General features: G+C 59.8%; 24 protein-coding genes. 12 read left to right on the top strand and 12 right to left on the bottom strand.

The window, feature by feature from the left end:
- Nucleotides 1-97: 97 nt before the first annotated feature.
- The 5 genes from OOF89_RS09515 (at nt 98) to OOF89_RS09495 (ending at nt 6,407) form a co-directional block, all read left to right on the top strand.
- On the top strand, nt 98-1,591 hold the full coding sequence (locus OOF89_RS09515; protein WP_266075526.1) for a S8 family peptidase: 1,494 nt from the start codon (nt 98-100) through the stop codon (nt 1,589-1,591).
- A 123-nt stretch (nt 1,592-1,714) separates the two neighbouring features.
- Nucleotides 1,715-5,671, top strand: a complete 3,957-nt coding sequence (locus OOF89_RS09510) for a PAS domain S-box protein (protein ID WP_266075524.1) — start codon at nt 1,715-1,717, stop codon at nt 5,669-5,671.
- 78 nt (nt 5,672-5,749) lie between these two features.
- On the top strand, nt 5,750-6,031 hold the full coding sequence (locus OOF89_RS09505; RefSeq protein ID WP_266075522.1) for a HalOD1 output domain-containing protein: 282 nt from the start codon (nt 5,750-5,752) through the stop codon (nt 6,029-6,031).
- On the top strand, nt 6,028-6,231 hold the full coding sequence (locus OOF89_RS09500; protein WP_266075520.1) for a DUF7576 family protein: 204 nt from the start codon (nt 6,028-6,030) through the stop codon (nt 6,229-6,231). The genes OOF89_RS09505 and OOF89_RS09500 overlap by 4 nt, the downstream gene beginning before the upstream one ends.
- A gap of 32 nt (nt 6,232-6,263) precedes the next feature.
- Nucleotides 6,264-6,407 (top strand): DUF7331 family protein, encoded by a 144-nt coding sequence (locus OOF89_RS09495; protein WP_266075518.1) that lies wholly within the window; start codon nt 6,264-6,266, stop codon nt 6,405-6,407.
- A gap of 36 nt (nt 6,408-6,443) precedes the next feature.
- Here OOF89_RS09495 and OOF89_RS09490 read toward each other — a convergent pair whose 3' ends face one another.
- The gene (locus OOF89_RS09490) at nt 6,444-6,731 is read right to left on the bottom strand and encodes a hypothetical protein (RefSeq protein ID WP_266075516.1); all 288 of its coding nucleotides are present in this window, start codon (nt 6,729-6,731) and stop codon (nt 6,444-6,446) included.
- Between the two features lie 255 nt (nt 6,732-6,986).
- On the opposite strand from OOF89_RS09490, the gene mutL reads away from it, so the two are divergent.
- From mutL to OOF89_RS09475, 3 genes are all read left to right on the top strand, one after another.
- Nucleotides 6,987-9,113: a DNA mismatch repair endonuclease MutL gene (gene mutL, locus OOF89_RS09485; RefSeq protein ID WP_266075514.1), complete on the top strand. Its 2,127-nt coding sequence runs from the start codon at nt 6,987-6,989 to the stop codon at nt 9,111-9,113.
- Nucleotides 9,114-9,192: 79 nt separating this feature from the next.
- Entirely contained in the window at nt 9,193-9,936 is a 744-nt protein-coding gene (locus OOF89_RS09480; protein ID WP_266075512.1) for a hypothetical protein, read from the top strand.
- Nucleotides 9,937-9,967: 31 nt separating this feature from the next.
- Nucleotides 9,968-10,159 carry a DUF7333 family protein gene (locus OOF89_RS09475; RefSeq protein WP_266075510.1) on the top strand — a complete coding sequence of 64 codons (192 nt, stop codon included), beginning with the start codon at nt 9,968-9,970 and terminating at the stop codon, nt 10,157-10,159.
- A 10-nt stretch (nt 10,160-10,169) separates the two neighbouring features.
- Here the strand turns inward: OOF89_RS09475 and OOF89_RS09470 are convergent, their stop codons facing one another.
- The 7 genes from OOF89_RS09470 to OOF89_RS09440 all read right to left on the bottom strand — a co-directional run bounded on the left by OOF89_RS09470 (nt 10,170) and on the right by OOF89_RS09440 (nt 16,635).
- Nucleotides 10,170-11,021, bottom strand: a complete 852-nt coding sequence (locus tag OOF89_RS09470) for a class I SAM-dependent methyltransferase (protein ID WP_266075508.1) — start codon at nt 11,019-11,021, stop codon at nt 10,170-10,172.
- 233 nt (nt 11,022-11,254) lie between these two features.
- Complete coding sequence (locus OOF89_RS09465; RefSeq protein WP_266075506.1) at nt 11,255-12,265, bottom strand: polysaccharide deacetylase family protein; 1,011 nt, start codon at nt 12,263-12,265, stop codon at nt 11,255-11,257.
- Nucleotides 12,266-12,738: 473 nt separating this feature from the next.
- The gene (locus OOF89_RS09460) at nt 12,739-13,710 is read right to left on the bottom strand and encodes a phosphoadenosine phosphosulfate reductase family protein (RefSeq protein WP_266075504.1); all 972 of its coding nucleotides are present in this window, start codon (nt 13,708-13,710) and stop codon (nt 12,739-12,741) included.
- A 162-nt stretch (nt 13,711-13,872) separates the two neighbouring features.
- Entirely contained in the window at nt 13,873-14,451 is a 579-nt protein-coding gene (locus tag OOF89_RS09455) for a DUF7110 family protein (protein ID WP_266075502.1), read from the bottom strand.
- A 105-nt stretch (nt 14,452-14,556) separates the two neighbouring features.
- Nucleotides 14,557-14,904, bottom strand: coding sequence for a glutaredoxin family protein (locus OOF89_RS09450; protein WP_266075500.1), 348 nt, complete (start codon nt 14,902-14,904; stop codon nt 14,557-14,559).
- 43 nt (nt 14,905-14,947) lie between these two features.
- Nucleotides 14,948-15,574 carry a transcriptional regulator GfcR gene (gene gfcR / locus OOF89_RS09445; RefSeq protein WP_266075498.1) on the bottom strand — a complete coding sequence of 209 codons (627 nt, stop codon included), beginning with the start codon at nt 15,572-15,574 and terminating at the stop codon, nt 14,948-14,950.
- Nucleotides 15,571-16,635 carry a glucose 1-dehydrogenase gene (locus OOF89_RS09440; protein ID WP_266075496.1) on the bottom strand — a complete coding sequence of 355 codons (1,065 nt, stop codon included), beginning with the start codon at nt 16,633-16,635 and terminating at the stop codon, nt 15,571-15,573. The genes gfcR and OOF89_RS09440 overlap by 4 nt, the downstream gene beginning before the upstream one ends.
- A gap of 251 nt (nt 16,636-16,886) precedes the next feature.
- Between OOF89_RS09440 and OOF89_RS09435 the strand changes: the two genes are divergently transcribed.
- The gene (locus OOF89_RS09435; protein ID WP_266079737.1) at nt 16,887-17,927 is read left to right on the top strand and encodes an NAD(P)-dependent alcohol dehydrogenase; all 1,041 of its coding nucleotides are present in this window, start codon (nt 16,887-16,889) and stop codon (nt 17,925-17,927) included.
- Here OOF89_RS09435 and gfo6 read toward each other — a convergent pair.
- The gene (gfo6, locus tag OOF89_RS09430; RefSeq protein ID WP_266075494.1) at nt 17,917-18,993 is read right to left on the bottom strand and encodes a D-xylose 1-dehydrogenase Gfo6; all 1,077 of its coding nucleotides are present in this window, start codon (nt 18,991-18,993) and stop codon (nt 17,917-17,919) included. The two genes, OOF89_RS09435 and gfo6, sit on opposite strands and share 11 nt — an antisense overlap.
- 356 nt (nt 18,994-19,349) lie before the next feature.
- Nucleotides 19,350-20,297 carry an AIR synthase family protein gene (locus OOF89_RS09425; protein ID WP_266075492.1) on the bottom strand — a complete coding sequence of 316 codons (948 nt, stop codon included), beginning with the start codon at nt 20,295-20,297 and terminating at the stop codon, nt 19,350-19,352.
- Nucleotides 20,298-20,433: 136 nt separating this feature from the next.
- On the opposite strand from OOF89_RS09425, the gene thsA reads away from it, so the two are divergent.
- A complete protein-coding gene (gene thsA, locus OOF89_RS09420) occupies nt 20,434-22,062 on the top strand; it encodes a thermosome subunit alpha (RefSeq protein ID WP_266079735.1) in 1,629 nt (542 codons plus the stop codon).
- A 167-nt stretch (nt 22,063-22,229) separates the two neighbouring features.
- Here thsA and rbcL read toward each other — a convergent pair whose 3' ends face one another.
- Nucleotides 22,230-23,477, bottom strand: a complete 1,248-nt coding sequence (gene rbcL, locus OOF89_RS09415) for a type III ribulose-bisphosphate carboxylase (protein WP_266075491.1) — start codon at nt 23,475-23,477, stop codon at nt 22,230-22,232.
- A gap of 136 nt (nt 23,478-23,613) precedes the next feature.
- Here rbcL and OOF89_RS09410 point away from each other — a divergent pair, with 136 nt between their 5' ends.
- Nucleotides 23,614-24,447 carry an NmrA/HSCARG family protein gene (locus OOF89_RS09410; protein WP_266075489.1) on the top strand — a complete coding sequence of 278 codons (834 nt, stop codon included), beginning with the start codon at nt 23,614-23,616 and terminating at the stop codon, nt 24,445-24,447.
- A 31-nt stretch (nt 24,448-24,478) separates the two neighbouring features.
- Here the strand turns inward: OOF89_RS09410 and OOF89_RS09405 are convergent, their stop codons facing one another.
- On the bottom strand, nt 24,479-24,649 hold the full coding sequence (locus OOF89_RS09405) for a hypothetical protein (RefSeq protein ID WP_266075487.1): 171 nt from the start codon (nt 24,647-24,649) through the stop codon (nt 24,479-24,481).
- A gap of 76 nt (nt 24,650-24,725) precedes the next feature.
- Between OOF89_RS09405 and OOF89_RS09400 the strand changes: the two genes are divergently transcribed.
- Complete coding sequence (locus OOF89_RS09400) at nt 24,726-25,238, top strand: gamma carbonic anhydrase family protein (protein ID WP_266075485.1); 513 nt, start codon at nt 24,726-24,728, stop codon at nt 25,236-25,238.
- Nucleotides 25,239-25,572 lie beyond the last annotated feature (334 nt).

Here is a 25,572-nt window from a genome sequence, read left to right as displayed (position 1 = left end):
ATTATCGTCGGTATTCGGGAAACGGTTCCGTGTACGTATGATATAACTCGAAATTGTAAACAAGATATATTAACAGGGAGGATGAGATGAAGATGCTATGCCAAACCTTAACAGAAGAACGTTCGTAAAAAGCGTCGGTGCCGGAGCCGTCGCGTTGGCCTCGATGGGCGTCGCGAGCGCGGCGGACGGCCGCGACCAGTTCGTCGTTACTGTCGGGGGGAAGGGTGCTCGAAAACGACTCGAACGGTCGGGCGCGGATGTACAAGACAGCGTCGCCGACGGTCGCGTCCTGCTCGTGGCGGCGGCCGAAAAGTCCACGATTCAGCGCGTCAGCGGCGTCAAGCACGTCGAATCCAACCTCGGTTATCGGGCGGTCGGGCCCAAACTGCAATCGACCGAGGAATCGACCGACGAGGAGTATGCGGACATCCAGTGGGACAAACACGCTGACACCACCGGTGCCTTCCAAGCCCACGATACCGCGACAGGTGACGGTCGAACCGTCGCCATCATCGACACCGGCATCGACACTGCCCATCCCGACCTGCGAAACCGGGTCGAACGAGGACGACTATTCCGTGCAGATGGGGCGTCGAGTCCCGATGGCGGCCCGGCGGTCGACGGCGATACGACGATCGACGCCAGACTGCCACCCAGTGGCGAAGAGATAGAATCGTACACCTATCTCGGTGCCCCCGCCATCCGGTCTCAGATGGCGGCAGACGACGTTCACTCCCACGGCAGCCATTGTGCCGGTATCGCCACGGCAAAACACGATGACACGTCCGCGGGCGAAGACTTCGGTATCGTGGGTATGGCACCCGACGCCGACGTGGTTCCACTGCGGGTGTTCTATTGGAAGCGGTTGGACGACTATCAGTACGATACGGACGGCGATGGTGAGGACGAAAGCGTCACCGTAACGACGCTGTGGACGACCGATTTCGATATTCTAAGTGCCATCGACTACGCGGGGACCATCGGTGCGGACGCTGCGAACATGAGCCTCGGCGGTGGCGTTATCAAGGGCAGTGCACACAAAGACGGCGAGCACGTCGGCTACCAGAAGGTTATCCAGTCGGCAGTTCAGCGTGGAACCGTCGTCACGACCAGCGCAGGGAATGCGAGTTCCGACCTCCAACACGAGGGATACTACACCCTCCCGAACAGCGTCCCAGGGTCGATCAGCGTCTCCGCAACGGGGCCGAACAACGAACGAGTATTTTACTCGAACTACGGCACCAGCGACATCGACGTGGGCGCACCCGGAGGTGGCTACGAGACGCTCGAAAAAACGCTCGCGAGCGATACGGAGTGGCCCTACCCACTCAACCTCGTCTACTCGACCGTGCCACCGGACCTGAACGACGGCACCGCATACGCCTGGTACGCGGGCACGTCGATGGCGGCACCGCAGGTCGCTGGACTCGTTGCACTCGTCCGGGAGGTCAATCCCGACTTGAACGCAAAGCAGGTTCAGAGTATCATCGAGAACACCGCGCGGTACAGCAACGGCAAGGGCGACGCCGATACCGGGGCCGGTATCATCTACGCCCCCGACGCCGTCGAGGAAGCCGATCACCGAAAATAAGCACTCACGAGGGAGAGCGGACGAAGAGTACGTAACGAATGGTGTTCCGGGTGGCAATGGATTCATCACCTTTCCCTCCCTCTCTGCAGGTAGCCCCTGTTAGCAGCGAGGAGCACAACGAGTATGACTTCGTTCCCCGACAAACGGGCGTCGCAGGATGCGGACGGGTTCGATGCTGTGGCGTCGTGGCTGTGCGGTAAAGAGCAGTCATTTGCCCCACTGTTCGCGGCGATAGACGACACGGTGTTCGCCTTCGCCTTTCGACCCGACCAACCCCTCACGTGGTGGTCGAATCGCGTGACCGTACTGACCGACTGGACGGATTCCGACCTCGGGTCACGTCGTGCCCGCGACCTCGTCGCGAATACCTGCCGAGAGCGCTTCGAAGCGGGAGTTCAGACCGCACTCGGCGACGGCGACACGACCCTTCCCGTGGCACTTACCACGACCGACGAAACCCGTATCGGCGAGTGTAAACTCGTCCGAATCGCGAAGGACGACCTCCTCTTCGGGATCGTAACCGAAGAAAGTGAACCGAGCGAGCGGCAAGAGGCGCTGGTCCGCGTCGAAACGATAATTTTCGCGCTCGACGCGGAGTTACGATTTACATACGTGAACGAATCGTGGTACGAATCGGCGGCCGAATGGGGACACGACGGGGAACCAGTGAGTGGAAAGCACATCTGGACGCAGTTTCCGGCGGCCACCGATACGCAGTTGTACGACGAAATCACCACCGCGCTTGAAACGCAGCAACCGAACACGTTCCAAGAGTACCTCTCCACGACGGACAGGTGGATGCAGACGCATCTCTACCCCTCGCCTGACGGCGTCACGGTATTCGCAACGGATATCACGGACGAAAAGGAACGTGAACGCGACCTCGAACGCTACGAAACCATCGTCGAGACGGTCGGCGACGGTATCTATGCGCTGGACGAGGAGTTTCGGTTTGTCTCGGTCAACGAAGCGATGGAGGAGTTGACGGGGTACTCCCGCGCGGAACTCGTCGGCGCACACGGGTCGCTCATCGCGGACGACGAGACGGTCGAAGAGGCGATTCGCCAGCGAGAGCTCCTTCTCGCTGGCGATATCGACGTCGGAAAGTACGAGATCACCATCAGAACTGCCGACGACGACCCCGTTCCCGTCGAGGTTCGGTTCACCTCCCTCCCGGTCGAAAACGGGGGGTTCGAGGGAACGGTCGGTGTCATGCGCGATATCTCGGACCGAGTCGAACGTGATCGGCGACTCCAAATCGAACGCGACCGGGTTGCGGCACTGTTCGAGAATACGGGTGACCCGATGGTGTACTGCGAATACGACGGCGACGTACCGCTCATCCGGTCGGTAAACGCCGCGTTTGAGGACTGTTTCGGAGTGATCAGCAGTGAGGTGTGGGGAACCCCCATCGACGACGTCGTCGTCCCATCGGAATTCACTGAGGAAGCGGCCGAAATCAACCGGCGCACGAGGACGGGAGAGTACCTCGAAAACGAAGTTCGACGGAAGGCCGCGGACGGCATGCGCGATTTTCTGTTGCGGTCAGTGCCGATTCGTCCAGGAGAATCCGGGGAACGGTCGTACGGCGTGTACACCGATATCACCGATCGAAAAGAGCGTGAACGCGACCTCGAACGCTACGAAACCATCGTCGAGACGGTCGGCGACGGTATTTACACGACGGACGAGGGGTCCCGGTTTACCGCAGTCAACGACGCGTTGGTCTCGTTGACCGGTTATAGCCGCGACGAACTGCTCGGGAGTACGCCCGCACTGGTGCTCGACGAGGGGACGCTCACGAAAACCACGGCAATGCGCGAGCGACTACTGAACGGCACCTCCGAAATGGAGTCTGCCACGATAGATTTGTGCGCCGCGGACGGGGAATCGATTCCGGTGGAACTTCGGTTCAAACCCCTCCCGACCGACGACGAGGGACGAGGACATGGGACCGTTGGCGTCGTCCGCGATATCACGGAGCGCGTCGAACGACAGCGTGCACTCCGTGAGAACGAAGAACGGCTGAGGACGGTCGTCGAGAACGTTCCCGTTATCCTGTTTGCCATCGATTCCGATGGGGCGTTCACGTTGTCCGAAGGACGAGGATTATCGGCATTTGACGCGACTGCCGGGGAGGCAGTCGGCGACTCGATTTTCGACTGGTTGGCCGAGTATCCCGACGCCGTTGCGGACATTCGGCGAGCGCTGGCTGGCGAGACGTTCGATGTCGTCCACAAGATGGACGAGTTCTACTTCGAAACGTGGTACCAACCGGTGTGGGACGGGGACGAAGTCACAGGCGTCATCGGTGTTTCGATGGACGTTACTTCACGAACACGTCACGAACAGGCGCTCACCGCCCTCCACACTGGGACACGGGAAATGCTCGAAGCGGATTCGACCGAGGCGATCGCTCAAATCACCGCCGAGGTGGGTGCCTCGATACTTGACCTTCCCGGCGTAGTCGTCTACATGTTCGACGAGGAGACGAATGAGCTCCGTCCCGTCGCTCATTCGGACGACGTCCCGGAACTCGTCGGAGAACCGACGCCGTTCGAAGCCGGGGAAAGCATCGCGTGGCAGGTTTTTGTCACTGGTGAGATAAAAGTGTTCGACGATGTGCGGGAATCCGAACACGTCTACAATTCGAATACGCGCCTTCGAAGTGGGCTGTACGTCCCGCTCGGAACTCATGGCGTCTTCATATCCGTCGATGATACGCCGGAAACCTTCGAATCGGATGCGGTCGAACTGGCGACCATCTTCGCCGCGACCACGCAAGCCGCGCTCGACCGGGTGAGTCGAGAATCCTCGCTCCGCGAGCGGGAACTGGAACTCGAAGAGCAGACCGCACGTCTGGAGCGACTTCACGAAACGACTGAACTACTCCGCGATATCGAACACGTTCTCGTCCTCGCGGAATCCCGTTCGGACGTCGTCAGGGACGTCTGTGAACGTTTCGCTGCAACGGACCGGTTCGCGATGGCGTGGGTTGGGACGCCGGACGAATCCGCATCACGGATACTCCCCGAAGCGTGGGCCGGGATCGAACGTGGCTACCTGAACAGCGTCCCACTGGAGTTGGAAGCAGACCCTGAGACGATTGAACCCGCCGTGCAGGCACTACAGAGCGGTGAACTCGCGACCGTACCGAACGTAGCGGACGTGACGGGAGCGACAAACAGGTTCCAGCGCGATGGCTGGCGAGCAGAGGCACTCGCACGAGGGTACCAAGCAGTAATCGGCATCCCGCTGGAATATCGCGGCCATACGTACGGTGTTTTGTCCGTGTACGCTGGTCGGGCGGATGCGTTCGACGAACTCTCACAGGCGGTGTTCGCCGAACTCGGGAGCACGATCGCCTACGCCATCAACGCGATCGAAACGAAGCGTGGACTGCTTACCGATCGAATCACCGAACTCGACCTACGTGTCCACGGTTCCGATGACTTACTTCAGCGACTTGCGGCCACCGGTAGTTGTCACGTCACGTACGAAGGCATCGTCGCCGGAGAGGAGGGGGACAACTTGTTCATCACGATTTCGGAAGGTGATATAGACGCGGTCGAAGCGTACTTGGACGAGGTCGTCGGCGTCGAAAACAGTCGTCTCGTCGGCGAACACGACGACGAGGTGCTGTTCGAGGTGACCGTCACGGAACCATTGTTCGTGTCCGCCCTCGTCGAACGAGGTGCGGTCCCCGAATCGATCACGGCGACCGAAGACACCGTTCGGGCAGTCGTCGATCTCCCACATGCGATGGAAGTCAGGGAGTTTATCCAGCGACTCCGAGTGCGCTATCCGAATCTCGAACTCGCCGCACGACGCGACCGTGAACGACCGGTACAGACGGTTCAAACCTGCCGCGCCGCGTTCGAGAAACGGCTCACCGACCGTCAGCGACAGGTGTTGGAGACCGCCTATCTCAGCGGTTTTTTCGACTCGCCACGAACAACATCGGGGCAGGACGTCGCGGCCTCCCTCGGCATCACACAACCGACGTTCATGAACCATCTCAGAACGGCACAGCGAAAGTTGTTCGGACAGCTCTACGGTATTGACTCGCTAGATACCTAGTGCATGCTCATCCTTCTCACTGCATAACTAGCTGGAATCGCTTTGTCAATACTACTCGTGGGTCCGGTCGTAGAATGCATGAGTAACCGAGACAACTCCGCCACGACATCGGTCGAAGACGGTGCGGTCAGTGAAGCGGTCATCCGTGCGATTTCACAAGTCAACGGTGTCGATCCGCTTGACCTCAGCCCCTTGTACGATACCATCGACCCCGATGCACTGGATCGCCTCTTTCGGCCGACTATCTCGACGGAGCGTGATATCGAATCGTGTGTCCAGTTTACCATGGCCGGTTGCGAAATCACGATCACCGACAATCAAGTCGTGGCCGCAAAACTGCTCTCGACGGTCGATACATGAGGGACGACGCAGAGGACAGGAACGTTGATACTCGAACCGAGGTCACCTCCCGAACGGGAACACCGATCTGTTCTCACTGTGGCTCCCCCATCGAGACGACGGAATGGTTTCCCATCGTCACGGAAACCACCGAAAGCGAGTCGGTCGTTCTCCACTCGTTCTGTGACGAGACGTGTCAGGACGCGTGGAATCGGTCGTAACGATCCCCGGAAACCCCTACCCACACACCCCCATGTCAACAACAATTGACGAATCAGCAACCGAACTCAAGCAAACCGAGTATCTCGACGGAACGGGTCGTGTCGTGATGATCTACGATCCCGAGAATCCTGATGCGTGGATTCGTTCCTGCATGACGTATCCCGTCGAACGTTAAAATCGTCGAAAAGGCCTCGGATCGGGTCCGACGCGGTCATCGCGTAATTTCGATATCGTTGGCCTCCCCTGCGAGGGTCCAGTCGTCGTCGCCAAAGCTGTAGTGGCGAACTTCCGGTACCGACCACTCCCCGTCGATACACTCCGCGCTGACCGCGCACCGTCGGATTTGCTCGTGGCCGGGTTCGATTTCGAGTCGGAAGCGTTCGTCCGGCATGTAGTCGATAGGACTCGCAGGCCCCTCGTAAATCGTCCCGTCAACGAGTTCGATCCGGACGTTGTCCCCCAGAACAACGATTTCCAGTGTTTCGGTGAACGTCTGCATGCCGCTAGGTAACACGGTTCGGAGGCGAGTAAGCGTTCCGGCCTTCGTGAGGGGTCGTTTCCGAAACGGATATTGGACGATTTGAATCCTTGTGTTGTTTTGTTAGGAATCCGTGGCAAACCCGGTCGCCAGCGACGACACTACGCCACCGCTTTCCACCAGATCAGTATCACGTGGGTCATTCTCTCATCTCGACTTCTTTCGCGCGGTCGAACACGCCAAAGTTGAATACGCCGGAATGAAACGGTACGAGAAATGAGCGATAGGGAGACGAACATTCGGGCACTGGACGAGAAAACCGTCCAGCGAATCGCGGCAGGAGAGGTCGTCGAACGACCGGCCTCCGTGGTCAAGGAACTGGTCGAAAACAGTCTCGACGCGGATGCCTCGCGGATTTCGGTGCGCATCGACGGCGGCGGCACGGACCGAATCGTCGTCGAGGACGATGGAATCGGGATGAGCGAAGAGGACGTGAGACTCGCCGTCGAGGAACACACGACGAGCAAGATACGGGATATCGACGATTTGGAATCCGGCGTCGCAACCCTCGGTTTTCGCGGCGAGGCCCTCTACACCATCGGTGCAGTTGCGCGGGTGACCATTCGAACGAAACCGAGAGGCGGCGAGGCAGGGACCGAACTCCGACTCGACGGAGGTGAAGTGGACGGAGTCGAACCGGCAGGCCGACCGGTAGGGACGACGGTCGAAGTTACCGACCTGTTTTTCAACACCCCTGCGCGCGAAAAGTACCTGAAAACCGACTCGACCGAGTTCGCACACGTGAATCGAGTCGTCACACAGTACGCGCTGGCCAATCCGGACGTGGCGTTCTCGCTGGAACACGACGGTCGCGAAGTTTTCTCGACGACCGGACAGGGTGACCTCCAATCCACGATCTTGTCCGTGTACGGACGTGAAGTCGCCACCGCGATGATTCCGGTCGGAAGCGAGGCGGAAGGCGAAAGCATCGAACACGGGACGGGAGAACTCGACGTTTCGGGGTACGTTAGCCACCCTGAAACGACGAGAAGCACGCGAGAGTACGTCGCGACGTACGTCAACGGGCGTTACGTACGGTCGTCAGTCGTCAGGGAAGCCGTCCTCTCGGCATACGGAAACCAGCTCGCACCCGACCGGTATCCGTTCGCCGTGCTCTTCCTCTCGGTGCCGGGTGAGTCGGTAGACGTGAACGTTCACCCTCGCAAGATGGAGGTCCGTTTCGGCGACGAAGGAACGGTACGGGATGCAGTCCGCACCGCGATAGAGAGCGCGCTCCTCGACAACGGACTCGTTCGGTCGTCCGCACCCCGAGGCCGCTCTGCACCCGACGAAACCGACGTAGTACCCGAATCGATGCAGTCCGAACTCGATGCCACCGTCGACGAACCGACCACTGACGAAACGGAGACCACTGCGTCGGTTGTCGGCGACGAGGACAGTCGGGCCGACAACTCTTCGCCGGTCGAATCGTCGGCCGGCGATTCGACACGGGCAACGAGTAGTTCGACATCGAGCAGCGAGAGCACGAGGAACGCCAACGATTCATCGTCGGCCGAAAGCGAACCGTCAGAGAAGAACCGACCACAAACCACCAGTTTCGCAGGTACCGACGGGAGCCACGGTGTGAACCGAACGTCATCGACGAGTGAATCCCCGACATCGCGAAACGAACCCGGCGGATCGTTTCAGGAACGAAAGTTCAAAGCCCCGACGGAAACCGGCACGCTGACCGAGGCGTCGGAATCGACCGACGAGTTCGACGGGTTACCACGAATGGACGTTCTGGGCCAACTCCACGACACCTACGTCGTTGCCGAAACGCCCGACGGGTTGGTGCTCATCGACCAACACGCCGCCGACGAACGCGTGAACTACGAACGACTCCGTGACCAGTTCGCGGGCGACACGACGTCGCAGGTGCTCGCTTCGCCCGTCGAACTCGAACTGACGGCGGCGGAGTCCGCGCTGTTCGAGGAGTACGACGAGGCGCTGGCGCGATTGGGCTTTCACGCGGCACTCACCGGCGAGCGAACGGTCGAAGTGACGACGGTTCCCGCCGTCCTCAGCGAAACGTTGGCCCCCGACCTCCTGCGTGACGTGCTGAGCGAGTTCGTCTCGACTGACCCCGACGAACACGACCGAAACTCCGCGGAGGCAGTGGCCGATACGCTGATCTCGGATTTAGCGTGCTATCCGTCGATTACCGGTAACACGTCGCTCCGGGACGGCGACGTGGTGAGCCTGCTCGCAGCGCTGGACGATTGTGACAATCCGTATGCTTGTCCGCACGGCCGACCAGTCATCATCGAGTTCAGCGAACGGGAGATCGAAGACCGGTTCGAACGGGACTATCCCGGCCATTCTGGGCGGCGGGCGGAGTGACTATTTTAGTACTATTCTCGACCATTTTTACGACCGGTAAGGAGAACCTTCATATCGACTGGCCGAATCAAATTCCGGTATGTCACGTGGGACGAGTCAGGGAGGACTCTTCGATGCGATACGATACGACGTACGGCAGTTACATACCGGGTGGATGTCGCTGTTCTTTCCACGGCAGCGACAGCAAGCACATTCGGTACTCGGACGGTGGACGCCACAGAGCACGTCCGGGAAGGTAGCCTATCGGATATGGGGTACGGTCGGCACGCTCGTGGTCGGCCTCCTGTATCCGTTCGTCCTGTTCGGGTTTGCGACTCGTTATTACACGAGTCGAATCGACCGAACCGCGGCGAGTCTCGGCGTGTTGGGCGTCATCCTGCTCTCGGTTGTCGTTTGGGGCGGATTGGCGGCGCTGGCTAGGGTCCGCTTTTCGACGGAGGGGTTTTATGCCGTCACCGCCGCGGGTGGCGTGGCGACCGTCGCAGCGGTGCTAGCGTCTCTCACCAGTCGGTACGGCGGTCGAATCACGACGGTGCTGTTCGCCTATCCGTTCGGCATGACGGCGCTGTTCCTGCCGCCCGTCGTCGCGGCGCTGTACTCGCCGACGCTCTCGGAGATCGTCTTTCCGAACAGCGAAACGCTAGCCATGTGGTTGCTCGATAACGTACTCGATTATCGCGGTATCGACGAGGTTCTCCGCGCCCGGTTCGAACTGGAAGGGTTCGCCTACGTCGGCATGTGGTTCGGCATCGCGGTACCGTTGGGTTGGTTCCTCGGGTTCTTCGTCACCTTGGCGAATCTCATGCGGCCGAAATCGGAGTAACCCTTTTCTATTGGTCGGCTAACTGTCCGGTATGGAGTTCAATTTACCCGTGACCGCCGCGGCACTGCTGGCAATCGTCGCCGTCGGTACGGCGGGACTCATCGGAATGGGAGTTATGGCGACGAGTACGGTGCTGATGATGGTCGCACCCTCGATGCTCGTGTTCGGCCTGATCGCACTCCTCCTCGGTGTCAAACACGGCGAGTACCGGGCGACGCGATAGCCAAACGAATTTACCCGACACGTCCGACCGCGAGGATGTGATTCGACAGGTCGGCGACGGTCGGGTCTTCGCGCAGTTTTCGAACGACTTCTGTGACGTTCTTTTGCGCGTCAGCGTCGATCTCTTCCAGCGGAGCTTCGAAGTTCGAGGCCGGACCTTCGAGTCCGGCGACGACTTCGACGGCGAACTCGTGTTTTTCCAGCAGGTTGCGGAGTTCCGCCGCGCGGAAGAAGTGACACTCAACGAAGGCAGGGTCGTCGTCCTCGTACTTTTTCGCGAGTTCGGCCGAATACGTAGCCGTCTCGATGAACTCGGGGAGTTGGCGAACACCCGCCTCGAAATGGGCCGCGCTCTTGATGAGGTTCTGGACGACGGAAACGAAGCCCATCACGGAGACGAAAACGGGAGCACTCGACTGCATCACACGATTCAGTTCGCGGATTGCCTCGCTCCGCTCGTCGTCCGAGATGATGTGTGAGAGCGGTCCGCCGAGACACAGGGTCGCATCGAATCGGGTTTCGGAAAACGGCAGGTCGCGAATGTCACCCTGTTGAATGGTAACCTGCGATTCGAGGTCACGTTCAGCAACCCGTGATTTGGCGATGGCGACCTGCTCCGCCGAAAGGTCAAGCAGGGTCACGTCGTAGCCTCGCTCCGCCAACCAAATCGAGTACCTCCCGGCGGCCCCGCCAGCGTCGAGCACGTGCCCCGATTCGGGAAGATACTGACTCAAATAATCGGTCGTGTTCTCGAACTCCAGCGAGTTCTTGAACGACTCTTGGAGACGTTCCCACTCGCCCTCGCCGAGGTCGTCGTAGTAGTTCGCCGGGTCGATTTTGGCCTGCAGGTCATCATCTGCCATCGTGACACGTCCATCTCTGATAATGAAATAAAGTTCTTCGTCCGATAGGGTGGTACTATCTGCTAGCGAGAAAGCGAGTGGGACGAGAAAAACCATCAGTTTTCCGTTTCATTCGTCGTGGAAGAGAATCACTTTGTCCACCGAATGCAATCGCAAACCTAAACTTCAACCGTCCAGTTCGTGTCGTCGTCTTCTGCGGCGTAGTCCGGGTTGTATTGGTACGGGAAGAGGTCCTACCGCTGCGTCGTGGTCGTCATCGGTTTTGCGTATCCCAAATCGACGAGTGCTCTCCGAAGCGTGACGATTTCGATGTTTCGCTCCTTTGCCAGTCGGATTGCCGTTCGAACACGCTCCGCACTGAAACTTTCGTAGGCGCTGTGACCGACGAAAATAGCGAGCACGTCGCTATTTGCCACCGTATCGAGATGCGTTTCCAGTTCGGGTTTCGACAGCCGGTCCGGTCTGAAATAGCGCCGATGGAGGTTGTACGGGTCGAGCCCTCGAATCGGATTCAGACCATCACCTCGCACTGCATTTGCGACGGCGGAGTAGTGTTTCGGAATCAACGCTTGCCCGCGGTCGCTGTTGACACCGTAGGGAAGGACAAAATTCGAGACGTGCACGCCGTACCCTTCCAACTGCGCTTTCGAGCCGCCGATCGCGGATTTCAATATCTCGTCCGAATAGCGAATCCGTGCGTGCTCTGCGCTGAACGCCTTCGTCACTGGACTTTCGAGCGTGATGTATTCCCCAGTTTCGTCAGCGCCGTTCCCAGTAACGGTCACGGTTTCGTGCTTTTCGGAATCGAAGATCCGAACGTCGTCGCCCGGGAGTTCGCCGAAACGGTTCGAACGTCCGTAGACTTTCACGTCGCCTTTCTCGACATCTTTCGTGACTTCGAGACTTCCCAACGCCCTGTGTTTGATCGTGTGAGAGATGATTTCGTGCCCGGCGGCGTTGATGTCGAGTAGTTGGTTTTTCGTGAGTCGTCCTTCGGTTCCGATCAGTCCCGAAACGACCGCGAAACATCCGGGGACGCCCGCTTCCTGATGGACGGGGTACGTTTCGGCGTAATCCGCCGTCGTTCCGTCGTCGTAAATGAATACGAGCTTTCCCGACCCCGAATTCTGTACCATCGCTGATGCAGTGGCGAGCGAAACGACTGCCGACGAGGTGAGAGTGAGACCACTGATTCCGGCAGTTCGGAGAAATCCACGGCGGGAACCCAATGCAGACTGTCTCACAGAGATACATGTACCCGTCTACTCAAAAATCGATTGTATCAATTTGAAGGTGGAAGGATTTGATATTAGCGACTTCACGCGAGCAGACCGCTCGACAGGGCGGGCAAACGGTAACATCGGCGACGTACTCATCCATCGACTAAACCGTCGCGATTCCCAGCAAGCGAAATGGTTGTGCGAGTTTGAGACTTCGCGAGTGAGGAACGCAGTGACGAACGAGCGGGCCGACGACGAGGTAAAATGGATTGAAGCGAAGAAGGAATGTCTTCGTGAGCAGTGCGAACGACGGCCCGGAAGTCGCGGCCGCGGAGCTCTCGTGAGCAAAGCGAACGAGAGCACGGAAGAGGGTGCCTCTTCCCGAGCGAACAGGGCCGTTTTCCGGTGCGTTTGGTCCAGCGTTTACAGGGAAACGGTCAGCGTCTACGTCGCCACGACGCAGACGCTTACCCCTCGACCATCGAAAAGGTGGGTGCCTACATGTAGCCGAGATCGCGCAGACGCTCCATCAGGTCTTCTTTGTCCTGGGCGCGGCCTGCACGCTCGGTCGTGTTCTCCATGTCCTGCAACCACGCAGGCTCCTGATCGCTCTTTTTCGTGCTGACTTCGCTGCCGAGCGAGCGGAAGCCTTCGAAGTATTTCGGCGAGACTGGGATGTCGTCTTGTTCCACACCCTCCGGCAGGTCGTCGAATCCCTGCGGGACGTAGCCATCGTCGGGGTACGCCTCGACGGTGTCCGGGACGACGAAGTACCAGAACGCGTCCCAAACGGCCGGTTCGTCGAAGTGGAGGATAGGCTGAATGCGGTCGTGGGGTGGGTAGATTTCGGGGTCGTGGCGCGGGCTGAAGAACGTCTCGTCGGCGCGGGCTTCCTGTTCGTCCCATCGGACGCCGGAGATGACGCCGTCCACATCGTACTCTTCGAGCGCGTCATTCAGCGCGACGGTCTTGAGGAGGTGGTTGCCGACGTAGGTGTCGAGCAGGAACGGGAAGGTGTCCTCCTCGTATTCGAGGAGGTCACGAACGTGGTGCTGGTTGTGCTCGGAAAGCTGGGTGATGTCGATGTCGTCACCCGGTTCGAGACCGTGCTCATCGACGTACGCACCGACGTCCTCGTTGCGGGCGTAGATGACGTCCAAATCCCACTCGTCGGCCCAACGTTCGACGAAGTCGTGGATCTCCTGAAAGTGCTGATAGTGGTCGATGAAGACCGCCGGTGGAACCTCCATGTCGTATCGCTCCGCCACTTCCTTGATGAAGTAGAGCGTGAGCGTGGAGTCCTTTCCACCCGTCCACATCACGGCGGGGTTTTCGTACTCTTCGAGACCCTTCTTCGTGACTTCGATAGCTTTCTCGACTTTGTGTTCGATCGAGGGATAATCCTCGGGCTGTTCGCCTTCACCATCGCTGTAGTCTACATCGAGATAGTCTGGGAACTCGGTTGCCATGACTCGTAATTAGATATAATTACCTCGCTAAAGTGCTTTTCGGCTCCGTGTGAAGAACCATTTAGGTTAGTGACACACCGCGTTCGAATTTTATGATGTGTGGGAAAAATCGTGCGGCGAAGGCTCGTCCGTTCCGTCTGAATGCGAACCCAGAACGCGGCGTTAGGAAATGAACTTGTTGTCGCGCCAGTTCACGCCGCTAGACGAGGAGTTTTCGTTCCGTGGTCCTTCCACCACTTCGATGGAGGCCGGTCGGTCGTCACCGTCGACGATACGGGTCGCTTCCAAATCACCATCGACCTCCGATATTGCGGTGAGTGTGCCTTTTTCGGCTTGGCGGGCGAGGGAACACAGCACCTCGAACATCGGATACTGAAGCGCGGTGTTCTGTAGCACCGTCTCCCGGTCGCCTTTGAATGCGGCCATCTCGATGAGTTCGCCGGTCGGTTCCTCCTCCTCTTCGTCCTCGGCGTCCGCGCCCCATCGAGGGGCGTTGCGTCGCGCCTCCTCCTCTTCGGTGAAGACTCGCGTCTCCGAAACGCTGGCTTTCAGCTGTGCCGTTGGCGTATATTTACTAATGCTCTCGTCCGTCGAGACAGCACTGATGATAAGCGTGTTATTCCGGCGGGTGATATCGACGCTGTCGATTCCATCCGGTAGTATCGGGTCGCTTTCAAAGTGGTCGTAGACGGTTTCAAGCGGCAGTTCGAGCGTCGAGTGTAGTCGGTATACCTGGCTCATTTGTGGTCGTGAGTTCCGTCTCCCGTCGGCGGTACGTTTGTTACTACGTGCCCCGAACTTATAGGGGCTACCCTTTCGGTTGCATATGCAACCGTCGGATTGACGTTAGTTGGTTCGAAGCGTGTCACCGAGTTCATCTCGTTCTTCCATTTCCGCGAGGATGTCGCTCCCGCCGATAAATTCGCCGCCGACGTACGTTTGTGGAATCGTTTCCCATCCGCTGTGCTCCGACAGCTCCTCCCGGTAGGCGTCCAGATTGTCGAGCACGTCTACCGTCTCGAACTCGTCGCCCCGGTGCTTTCCGATGAGTTCGAGGGCTCGTTGGGAGAACCCGCACTGTGGCATCATTCGAGTGCCCTTCATGAACAGTACGACCTCCTCCTCTTCGATCGTCGAATCGACGCGGTTCGCAACTTCCTCGGCGGAGAGTTGCTCGCCGGGTGTAAACGTCATGCGCTTGCGTAGGAACTCACGGCGCAAAGAAGTTGCGCCCGAGTTACTCGTCGCTTCCAACGCCAATGACCTGCACGAGCGAGTAGACCGGGACGCCGTTCAGTTCCTCGATGCCTTGTTTGTCCGCGAGTACGATGCAGGCGACCGGTTCGCCACCTCGATCCTGGATCGCTTCGATGGTTTCGGTCATCGTCGTTCCACTGGTGATGGTGTCGTCCACGACGTAGCATTCCCGGTTGCGAATCTGCGCGAAGTTGCGAGAGAAAGTACCTCTGGAATCCTCGATGTCGCCTTCCTCCCACTGGTGCTTTCGGGGGGCGTACGTTCCGAGATCGGTGTCGAGTTCGCGCGCGACCACGGTTGCGAGCGGTGCACCAGCTTTCTCGATACCGATGGTCAAGTCGACCTCTTCGCCGTGTTTCGACAGGAGATCCGCCATCGCCGCACCGATATGGGAAAGGCGGGCGCTGTCGCGCCCGATGGCGCTCCAATCGACGTGGATATCCTGCGTGCCACCTTTCGGTTCGGGGGTTGGGGTGCTCCCACTGCGCTCGACGAGCCAACTGGCCGTCTCGCGCGACACGTTCAGTTCATCCGCGATTTCGCCCTTCGAGAGGCCACGCTCTGCGAGTTCCGCCGCACTCTCTATCAAGTCGTCTACGTTCTTCATTGAGTGTGGAATTTAACCGCCGTCTTTATTGTCGTTTCGTCGTCCGCAAACGCCGACTCGAAATTCGACACATCGTAGATGCCAGTCACGAGGTCATCCAACAACCACGCCGGTAGTTCGGCGAGCGTTTCGACCGCCGATTCGAAATGCCGGTAGTTGGAGTTTACGCTCCCGACGAGCGCCTTGTTGTTCATCACGAGCTCTCGGTGAAGTGTCCCTCCGTCGATCTCGAAGGACCACGAATTCGGCACGCCGAGCAGTGCAGCGACTCCGTTCGGGGCGAGCGCACCGATCGACTCGAAGGCGTGTTTGGCGTAGCCAGTCGCCTCGTAGATGAAATCCATCGATTCGTCTTTGTCGGGAATGTCGGAAACGGGCGTCACGCGTGAGTCGATATACGTCGCACCCAACGCTTCGATGATATCGATAGTCGGGTCCGGCCTATCGCGTCGTCCAAGACAGTAGATTCGGTCGAAGTCTGAGTCGAGCATGGCGACGGTGAGTAGCCCGAGACTGCCGTTTCCGAGGACGAGCGCGCTTTCAGGTCGCCAGTCGAACGCGGATCGGGAGGCGCGAGCGTGCTCGATCGCTTTCACCGAGATACTGATGGGTTCGATCAAAAACCCCCACTCTGCCAATTCCTCCGGAATCGGAACGAGGTTCTGGGCAGGACTGACGAAATACTCGCTCATGAATCCGTGGTCACCCGAAATCCCGCGTTCGGCCGTTTCGTCCGGTGGAGCCATGTCAGGTTCGCCGCGCTCGAAGTACTCCGTTGGGCCGTCCGGGAGTGGTCTTCGGACGGTTGGAACGACCACGTCACCTTCCTCGAACGCGGTTCCGTTCGGGTCTTCCACGACGCCGACCGCTTCGTGACCGAGTACGAGGTGGTCGTCGTCCGCGGGGAATTCACCGTGGTGTCCGGCGAGGATTTCGTGGTCGGTGCCGTCTACCCCGACCCGGAGTGTCCGTACCAACGCCTCGCCCGGGCCGGGTTCCGGACGTGGTTTCTCGATAACCTCGGGGCTGTCCGCCCCGCGTCGAAGTGCGACTGCGTGCATATCGCTCCCTTGGAGCCACCGATTCAAAAGATTTATTCTTCACCGAGTAAATTTGTTTGTTGCAGGAAGGTGGCCACTGCACGACGTTTGGCTCACATCGGGTCCCGAACATCATCCCCGATTCTCCGTACTGGCCACCCTCGTTCTGACTGAAATGCGCTTCCGAACGAATGGCGATTGTATCCGAGTCGCTCGGAGGGGTTCCGAGCGGTCGCCACAACACCTGTCATCTTTCGCGTTGTTGTGAACCCATGCAAGCCGCACGACTCCACGACTATACTGACGAGATGGACGATGCGCTCTCCATCGACGAGGTAGACCGACCGGAGGTAACCGACGGGAACCACGTCGTCGTCGAAATAGAGGGTGCTGGCTGGTGTCAGACCGACAACCACGTCATCGAAGGTATGTGGGAAGAACAGATGGGTCAGTCGCTACCGATGACACTCGGCCACGAGAACGCTGGAATCGTAACGGAAGCGGGAGATGACGTGAGCCTCGTCTCGGCGGGCGATGCCGTCATTTGTCATCCGGCACGAACCTGTGGTACGTGTCGTGCCTGCCGACGTGGGCAGGACATGCACTGTGACAACCTCGTTTTCCCCGGCCTTTCGACGGATGGCGGCTTCGCCGAATATCTACTGACCAGCGAGCGTGCCGTGATTCCGCTTCCCGACGGGGTCGACCCGACGGAAATCGCCCCACACGCCGACGCCGGAATCACGGCCTACCATGCAGTGAAAAAGGCAGTCCGTGAACTGAATCCCGGTGAACACGCCGTCGTCGTCGGCGTCGGTGGATTGGGTCACATCGGACTGCAAGTGTTGCGGGCGATGAGCGCGGCGGAAATTACCGCCGTCGAGGTGAAAGACGCAGCGCTCGACCTCGCCACCGATTTGGGTGCAGACCACACCGTTAATTCGCGCGACGAGGACGTGGCGAACGAGGTGGACGCGATCACCGACGGTGCGGGAGTTCATCAGATCCTCGATTTCGTGGGCAGTGACGAGACGCTCCGGTACGCTCCGAACGTGCTCGCAGGGGGCGGCGACCACCACGTTGTCGGCTACGGTGGCCACATTCACGAACCGGCCCAGGCACTCGTAAACGGCGATTTCGACTATCGAGGAACCCTCGTCGGAACGTATCCCGAACTACAGGAACTCATGTCGCTCGTCGCTCGGGGCGACGTCGATTTACGAACAACGCGATACGACTTGGACGAGATCAACGACGTAGCGGAGAAGCTGGAACACGGCGAAATCGAAGGTCGGGCCGTCATCACCCCTTGATCAACTCCCGTTCGCCGGTCTCGGCGGACTCGTAAATCGCCTCGATAGCGCGCATATCCACGAGTGCGTGCTCCCCGTCCGGTACCGGGTCGCGTCCGGAAAGCAGGCGGTCCGCGAAGTAGTCGAACTCCTCGGCGACTTCGTTCACCGGTTCGACCGAAAAATCCGCTTCCGCGCCGCCGCGTCGAACGGCCAACTGTGCTTCACCGAAAAAGGCCGGGTCGAGCGTCAGTCGTCCATCGGTGCCGATGACGGTGAAGTGGCTCCCCTGCTGGGCGTACTGGCTGGCGACACAGGCTGCCGTGATGCCGTCCTCGAACTCGACTTCGAACGAGACGTGCTGGTCCACTTCGGTAAACCGGTCGTCCGAACTCGTAGTCGTCCCCTGTGCGCTCACGGGGTCAGTATCGAGCACGAACCGGGCGGTGTTGAGCGGGTAGATACCGAGGTCGATGAGCGCCGACCCCCCGGCAAGGTCGGCGTCGAGTCGCCACTGATTCGGGTCGGGTGAGATCATCTCGAAGACGTTCTGGCACATCCCCCCTTCGACCAGTACGGGATCGCCGACGAACCCTTCGCTGACGAGTTCGCGCATCCGACGCACTGCCGGGTTGGTATGCATCCTGTAGCCGACCATCAGCATCACGCCCGCATCGTTGCAGGCTTCGGCGATTCGCTCAGCGTGTGTCGTCGTCGCCGCTATCGGTTTTTCGCAGAGAACGGCTTTGCCGAAATCGGCAGCGCTCTCTACGAAATCGAGATGCGTCGCGTTCGGGGTGGCGATGTACACCGCGTCGTAGTTCGATCGGCCCTCCCCGGCGTGGAATTCGTCGTACGTGAGCGCACGGTCTGCACCAGCCTCGTCGCGGACTCTGGCGGCTTTGTTTCGATCCCCGCTGACGACCGTACCCACTTCACAGAGAGCGCTTTCAGCGAGGGCTGGGATGACCGCCCCTTCCGTGAACCACCCCAGCCCGATCAGCGCAAATCGGATGCGATCGTCCGGGTCGGTGACGGTCTGCCAGTCACGCTGCGTGAATTCGGAGAGATGTTCGGCGAGTTCCATCTGAAGTGTGGACGACGAGGGTTTGGTTAGCGTTTGGGGCCTCGTGGATGGAGGGAAAACGGTAGTGAGAACGATGCCTGTCGGGGATTTCCCGGTATTCGGACCGTTTCATCCTCGTTGCGAGCTACTGTCGGCACCAACCATCACATTCGCCGAGGACCACATTCCTCCCCGCCCGCAAGGAATGTGATTCGCGGTTCGCTCACGCTCACTGCTCGTGCGATGCTCGCAGGTGCAACATACGGAAAGCTACTCACGCGATATGACACGCGTCGGCGAAGCGGCGAAAATACACTGTTTCGCAGAAACCGCAAGCGGGCGTCCGAGACGCTTCGACGAAATTCACCGCGGTGTCACTATTCCCAAAGGTGGTATAGGTCGTCCCGAGGCGGATCCGAAATACGTTCTCCATCCAAGCGGAGTTCGCCGTCACCTGCGCTTACCTGCCCGATCTCGTCCGCCGAAATTCCCGCGTCTCGAAGGTCGGAGAGAACTCTTGAAACGTCGTTTTCCGGCACTGCCGCGAGCAGCGCTCCCGACCCAAAAATTCGCAACGGGTCCACGTTCATGGCTCCACAGAACTCACGGGTTACGTCCCGAATTGGAACGTCCTCGCGCGAGACTTCCAGACGCACATCCGAGGCTTCGGCCATCTCGAGCAGTCCCGTGACCACACCGCCCTCGGTCGGATCGTGCATAGAGGTGGCGTACTCCCGACAAACACGAGCGTCTTCGACCACGCTGATTTCCTCGAAAAACGATTCGCCTCGTTCGGCGTTGGGACCGACATCGTCGCTGAAGTCGGTGGCAAGGATTGCTGTTCCCTCGATTCCTGCCCCCTTCGTCAACACGAGTTTGTCGCCCGGTGTCGCTCCGCCGGTCGGAACGAACTCGTCGGTGAGGCCCATGCAGGTCATCGTCACCATCGGCCGTGAGAGGTCGGGTGCGTATTCGGAGTGTCCGCCGACGATGGCCACGCCCAACTCGCTCGCTGCATCATCTATCTGCTGCGTTACCACATCGAGAGTTTCAGGGTCGTCGTCGGGCAGAAAGACGACGTTGGTCAACCAGCGTGGGTCCGCGCCGGAGGCGGCCACGTCGTTGCAGGCGACGTTGACCGCCAGCGTTCCGAGTCGCTCACGGGCCAGCGAAAGCGGGTCGGAACTGACCACGAGTGACTGGTCACCGACTCGAATTTCGGCGGCGTCCTCGCCATATCCGGGACCGACAACCACGTCCTCGTCTCGTGCACCCGTGCGCGAGACGACCAACGCGAGGTCTTCCGGGTCGAGTTTGCCTATCATTGTCCGCAAATTCTCGTGGGGAGGGGATGTGCGTTTCGCCACGATGATGGAACGAAACCAACTACCGGACGACGTATCGGGATAGTTCTTTTGTGGATGCTCGCGTACCTCGGTTGGGGGTACCATGGCAAACAGAATGCAGAGCGGACCGATTCTGATACTGGGAGAGGACGCACAGCGAACCAGCGGGCGGGACGCCCGCGAGACGAACGTCACCGCGGCGAAAGCCGTGGCGGAGGCGGTACGAACCACGCTCGGCCCGCGGGGAATGGATAAGATGCTCGTCGATTCGATGGGTGACGTGGTCATTACGAACGACGGCGTTACCATCCTCAAACAGATGGACATCGAGCATCCGGCGGCGACCATGGTGGTCGAGGTGGCCGAGACACAGGAGGACGAAACCGGAGATGGGACGACCAGCGCGGTAATCCTCGCCGGGGAATTGTTGAAGCGTGCGGAAACCCTGCTAGAACAGGGCGTTCATCCGACGGTCGTCGCTCACGGCTATCGGCTCGCCAGCGAGGAGGCCCACCGCGTGCTCGAATCGAAATCCCATCCGGTCGAGGAGGCGGGCCTGCTGACGGCGATCGCACGGACCGCGATGACCGGCAAGGGTGCAGAAGCAGCAAAGGGAGCGCTTTCGGAACTCGTCGTAACGGCGGTGCGCGCGGTCAAAGACGAGGACGCTATCGACTTATCGAACGTCTCCGTCGAAACCGTCGTCGGGGGCGGGATTTCCGACTCGGAACTCGTGGAAGGAGTCGTCGTGGACAAAGAGCGCGCCGACGACAACATGCCCTGGCACGTCGAGGATGCGAGCATCGCGCTCATCGACACGCCGATCGAGGTGCGCGAAACGGAGGCGGACACGGCCGTGAGCGTCACCGACCCCGACCAGTTGACGACGTTCATCGAGCGCGAGGAAAACCAACTCCGGGAGATGGTCGATAGGATCGCCGACAGCGGTGCGAACGTCGTCTTCTGCCAGAAAGGGATCGACGACATGGCACAGGACCGTCTCGCACGGGAGGGTATCCTCGCCGTCCGTCGAACGAAAGCTACGGACATGAAACACCTCGCTCGTGCAACGGACGGCAGAGTCGTTTCCAGTCTGGACGACATCGACCCCGCAGACCTCGGCGAAGCGGGGTTGGTCAGCGAGCGTGACGTGGCAGGTGATACGATGATTTTCGTCGAGGAATGTGACAACCCGAAAAGCGTCACGTTGCTTTTGCGCGGCGGAACGGAGCACGTCGTCGAAGAGGTCGAACGAGCGGTTGACGACAGTCTTGGAGTCGTTCGAGTCACCTTGCTCGATGGACAACTCCTGCCGGGCGGTGGCGCGCCGGAAACGGAACTCGCGCTCGCCATCCGCGACTACGCCGACGGCGTCGGTGGTCGGGAGCAACTCGCCGTCGAAGCCTTCGCCGACGCGATGGAGGCAATCCCACGCACCCTCGCGGAGAACGCGGGCGTCAGCCCGATCGACGCTCTGACCGACCTCCGAAGCAGGCACGACGCGGGAGAGGAAAGCGCAGGCCTCGACGCCGAAACCGGGGAGGTGGCCGACATGCTCGACGCTGGCGTGGCCGAACCGCTCCGCGTGAAAACCCAAGCCATCGAGAGCGCGACGGATGCCGCGGAACTCCTCCTCCGTATCGACGATGTGATTTCGGCGGGTGACCTCGGCAAGAGTGGCGACGAAGAGGAACCCGAAATGGGCGGGATGGGTGGCATGGGCGGAATGGGCGGTGCGATGTGAAAACAGGTGTCGCCTAATTCACGTCACGCGATCGTGATGCGACCGCATCACGATCGCGTGAGGGTTCCGTCACTCCACGCTCCGAACCAACTACTACCGGCGAATCAGCGTACTGTTCGAAAGCACGACATACGCCACGTTTGTATTCGATTTGGGGGCCGAGAATTCTATCGTGGCGTTTCAGTTCCCCACTTGTCCAGCGCGGTTTTCAGTTCGGGGTGGTCTTCGGCGTACTCCTGGATGGGGATGGCTGCGACCGAAGCATCGACCGCTTGCCGGAGGGCCGCTGCACCTGCTCGGGTTCCGTCGGGGTGACCGTGGACGCCGCCACCCGCCTGAATGGCGATGTTCGTCCCCTCGCGCTCGATGAGTTCGGGGACGAGTCCGGGGTGGAGGCCGCCGGAGGCGACGGGGAGCACGTCGTTCATGCCGTAGAGGTCGGAGTAGAGCCACTCGTTGATGCCTTCCGTGTCCTCGTTTGCGAGTTTGCCGAGGTCTGCGGTACCCGTGTGAAGCTGGTCAGCACCGCAGAGTCGGGTGATCTGTGCGAGAACGCGCATCGAGACGCCGTGGTCTTCGAGACGGTCGAACGCGGCGTGCATCGCGCGATGGGCGTGAATCGCGAGGCCGAGTTCCTCACAGCGTTCGCGGACGGCTTGCACGGCGGCCCACCCGGTCGTGACCACGTCCACCATCACGTATTCACAGCCCTGTTCGGCCACCATGTCGGCGCGTTCGAGCATGGTGTTCGCGTCGGCAGTGATGTTGATCAGGTAGCTCTTTTTCTCCCCCGTTTCGTCCTGTGCATCGTCGCGGTAGGAGAGGCTCTCCGTGAGACGGTCCTGGAACGGATTGAACGCTTGGTCGGTCAGGTTCTCGTCGTCCTTGAGGAGGTCGAGGCCGCCCAGCCACGCCTCGTAGCCGATTTTCGCGTGCTGGTCCGTCGAGAGACCGACTTTCGGTTTCGGCACCGTCGCGGTGATGGGTCGGTCACCCGCGTCGAAAATATCGTTTCGCACGTCGCTTCCGAACTGCGGACCGGGGAACGACGTTGTGAGGGGTTCGGGCCACGCACAATCGAGCAGACGGATGCGGTCCACCGCCTTCATCCCCATGATGTTGCCCGCGATGCACGAGAGCACCTGGGCCATGTTGCCGTCCTCGAACAGTTCGTCGGGGTAAGCGACTCGAATCGTGTTCCCGTCGATGTCGAAGGTCGTGGCGCTCAGATCGGTGATACCACCTTCGACCTGTAGTTCCGCCCACGTTCCGTTGGAACTCTCGCTGGCAACGCGTGACGCGGCGGCCTCCATATCCATGTCCTTGGCGGGGTCGATGTGGAAGGTGCAGACGAGTTCGGTGTCGGCGGGGGTGTAGTCCAGGTTCAGGAAGTCTTCGTATGTGATTCCCGGCATAACCTGTTACTTCATCGTCATCGGTTAAAAAACCGACCGCCAGTTTTTGCTGGAAGGTGGAGACTACCGGGGCGAGAACAGCTAAGAATGTTCCCGTCGTTCTCCCTTCGTTATGCTACCGGAGCGAGTGCTTGTGGTGGGGGCAACGGGACAACAAGGAGGGGCAGTCACGAGACACCTCTTGGAGCGCGGTATCGAAGTTCACGCACTGACGCGGGACGAGCACAGCGACCCGGCGCGCGAACTGGACGAGTTGGGCGCGACGCTCGTCGAGGGCGACCTTCGCGATAAGGAGTCGCTTCACGACGCGGTTCGGGAGGGAGACGTGGACGCGGTGTACGGCGTGACGACGTGGGTGGAGGGACCCGACGCGGAAGTCGAACAGGGAACGAACCTCGGCGAAGCGGCCGCGGAACACGGAGTCGATCAGTTCGTCTTCAGTTCGGTGTGGGGTGCGGACGCGGACAGCGGCGTCCCGTTTTTCGACTCCAAACACACCATCGAGCGACGATTGGCTAATCTCGACCTGTCGCTCACCATCGTTCGGCCGGTGTTTTTCATGCAGAACATAGAACGAATGCGCGACGATATCATGAACGAGACGCTCGCGATGGCGCTCGAACCCCGCGTCCCGCTCTACATGATCGATGTGGACGACATCGGCGCGTTCGTCGCGGAAGCGTTCCACGACCGAAACCGGCACGTCGGGAAGACGTTCGACCTCGCGGGCGACGAACTCACGATGTCGGCGATGGCGATTCGACTGTCGGCGAGCATCGGCATCGACGTGATGACCGACCACATTCCGATCGAAGCGGTCGAAGAACGGGCAGGCAAAGGGTACGCTTCGATGTATCGGTGGTTCAATCGAAACGAGGCACCCATCGACATCGCGAAGCTACGAACGAATCACGGGGTCGATTTCACGACGTTCGAGGACTATCTCCGGACGCACGACTGGGGCGAGTAGTCAGTGCGAACAAAGGGGAAAAGTCAGGCGACTACCAGAGTGTTCGTCCCGCTTCGTCGACGCGACCGACCCACAAGAGATGGGCAAACGGAACGAATGCGAGAAAGTCGCCGTCCTCGTCGAACAATCTGACACCGACTTCCTCCATCTCGTAGTCGTCGCACCGTATCTGTTCGCCGTCGGAAAGCTGTGCTTTGTACATCGCTGTAGAGACACGACGTTCGTCCAGTAAAAGCTACCCCCGCCAGAGCTTTGTCCGAAAACGTCGTGTCAGAGCTATGGCTCGAACGTATGGGTTTGAGGGGGAAGAACCATCCATCCACGAGGACGCTCACGTCAGTCGGGAGACGACGCTCGTCGGAGACGTGCATATCGACGCTGACGCGAGCGTTTGGCCCGGCGTGGTTTGCAGGGGAGATATTTCGCCGGTGCGAATCGGCCGGGAGTCACACATCGGGGACAACGCCGTCCTACACGCCTCGGTCGTCGGCGACCGGGTGATGGTCGGTCACGGCGCGGTCCTCAACGACGCGGAAGTCAGGGACGGCGCACTCGTCGGGTTCAACGCGACGATAAACAGCGACGTTCGAGTTGGAGAACGAAGCATCGTCGCGTCGGGAACCGTGACACCGGAAGCGTTCGAAATCCCGCCGGAATCGTTCGTTCGCGGGGTACCGGCACAGGTCACGCCACTCGCCGAGACGGCAATCGACCCCGAGGAAACCTTCGAAGCCTACTCCTCCGGTGCCTATACCGACCTCGCGGAACGCCACGGCGAACTGTTCGAATAGCGCCTCGTGAAAGGAGAAAATATCGTTTCGGTCGGTCGTAATAAATCGACTTGCAAACGCAACCCACGCAGTGATTGTGCTTTCGCTCACAAACACGACAGTGAGCAACTCGGATACACCCGCTTCGGATTCTCGTTCCGAAGCGAACGGATTCCCTCCTTCGATGCCCGATTCCTTCGAGAATCGTGATTTCGTTCTGGTATCGAATCGAGAGCCATACACGCACGAACACGACGACGGGTCGATCACCGTCACTCGACCAGCAGGCGGTCTCACGTCAGCACTCGACCCGATGATGGCGGATACCGGAGGGACGTGGGTTGCGTGGGGAAGC

The organism is Haladaptatus caseinilyticus (assembly GCF_026248685.1).
Taxonomy (GTDB): Archaea; Halobacteriota; Halobacteria; order Halobacteriales; family Haladaptataceae; genus Haladaptatus; species Haladaptatus caseinilyticus.
This window is presented reverse-complemented; position numbering and strand designations above follow the sequence as displayed.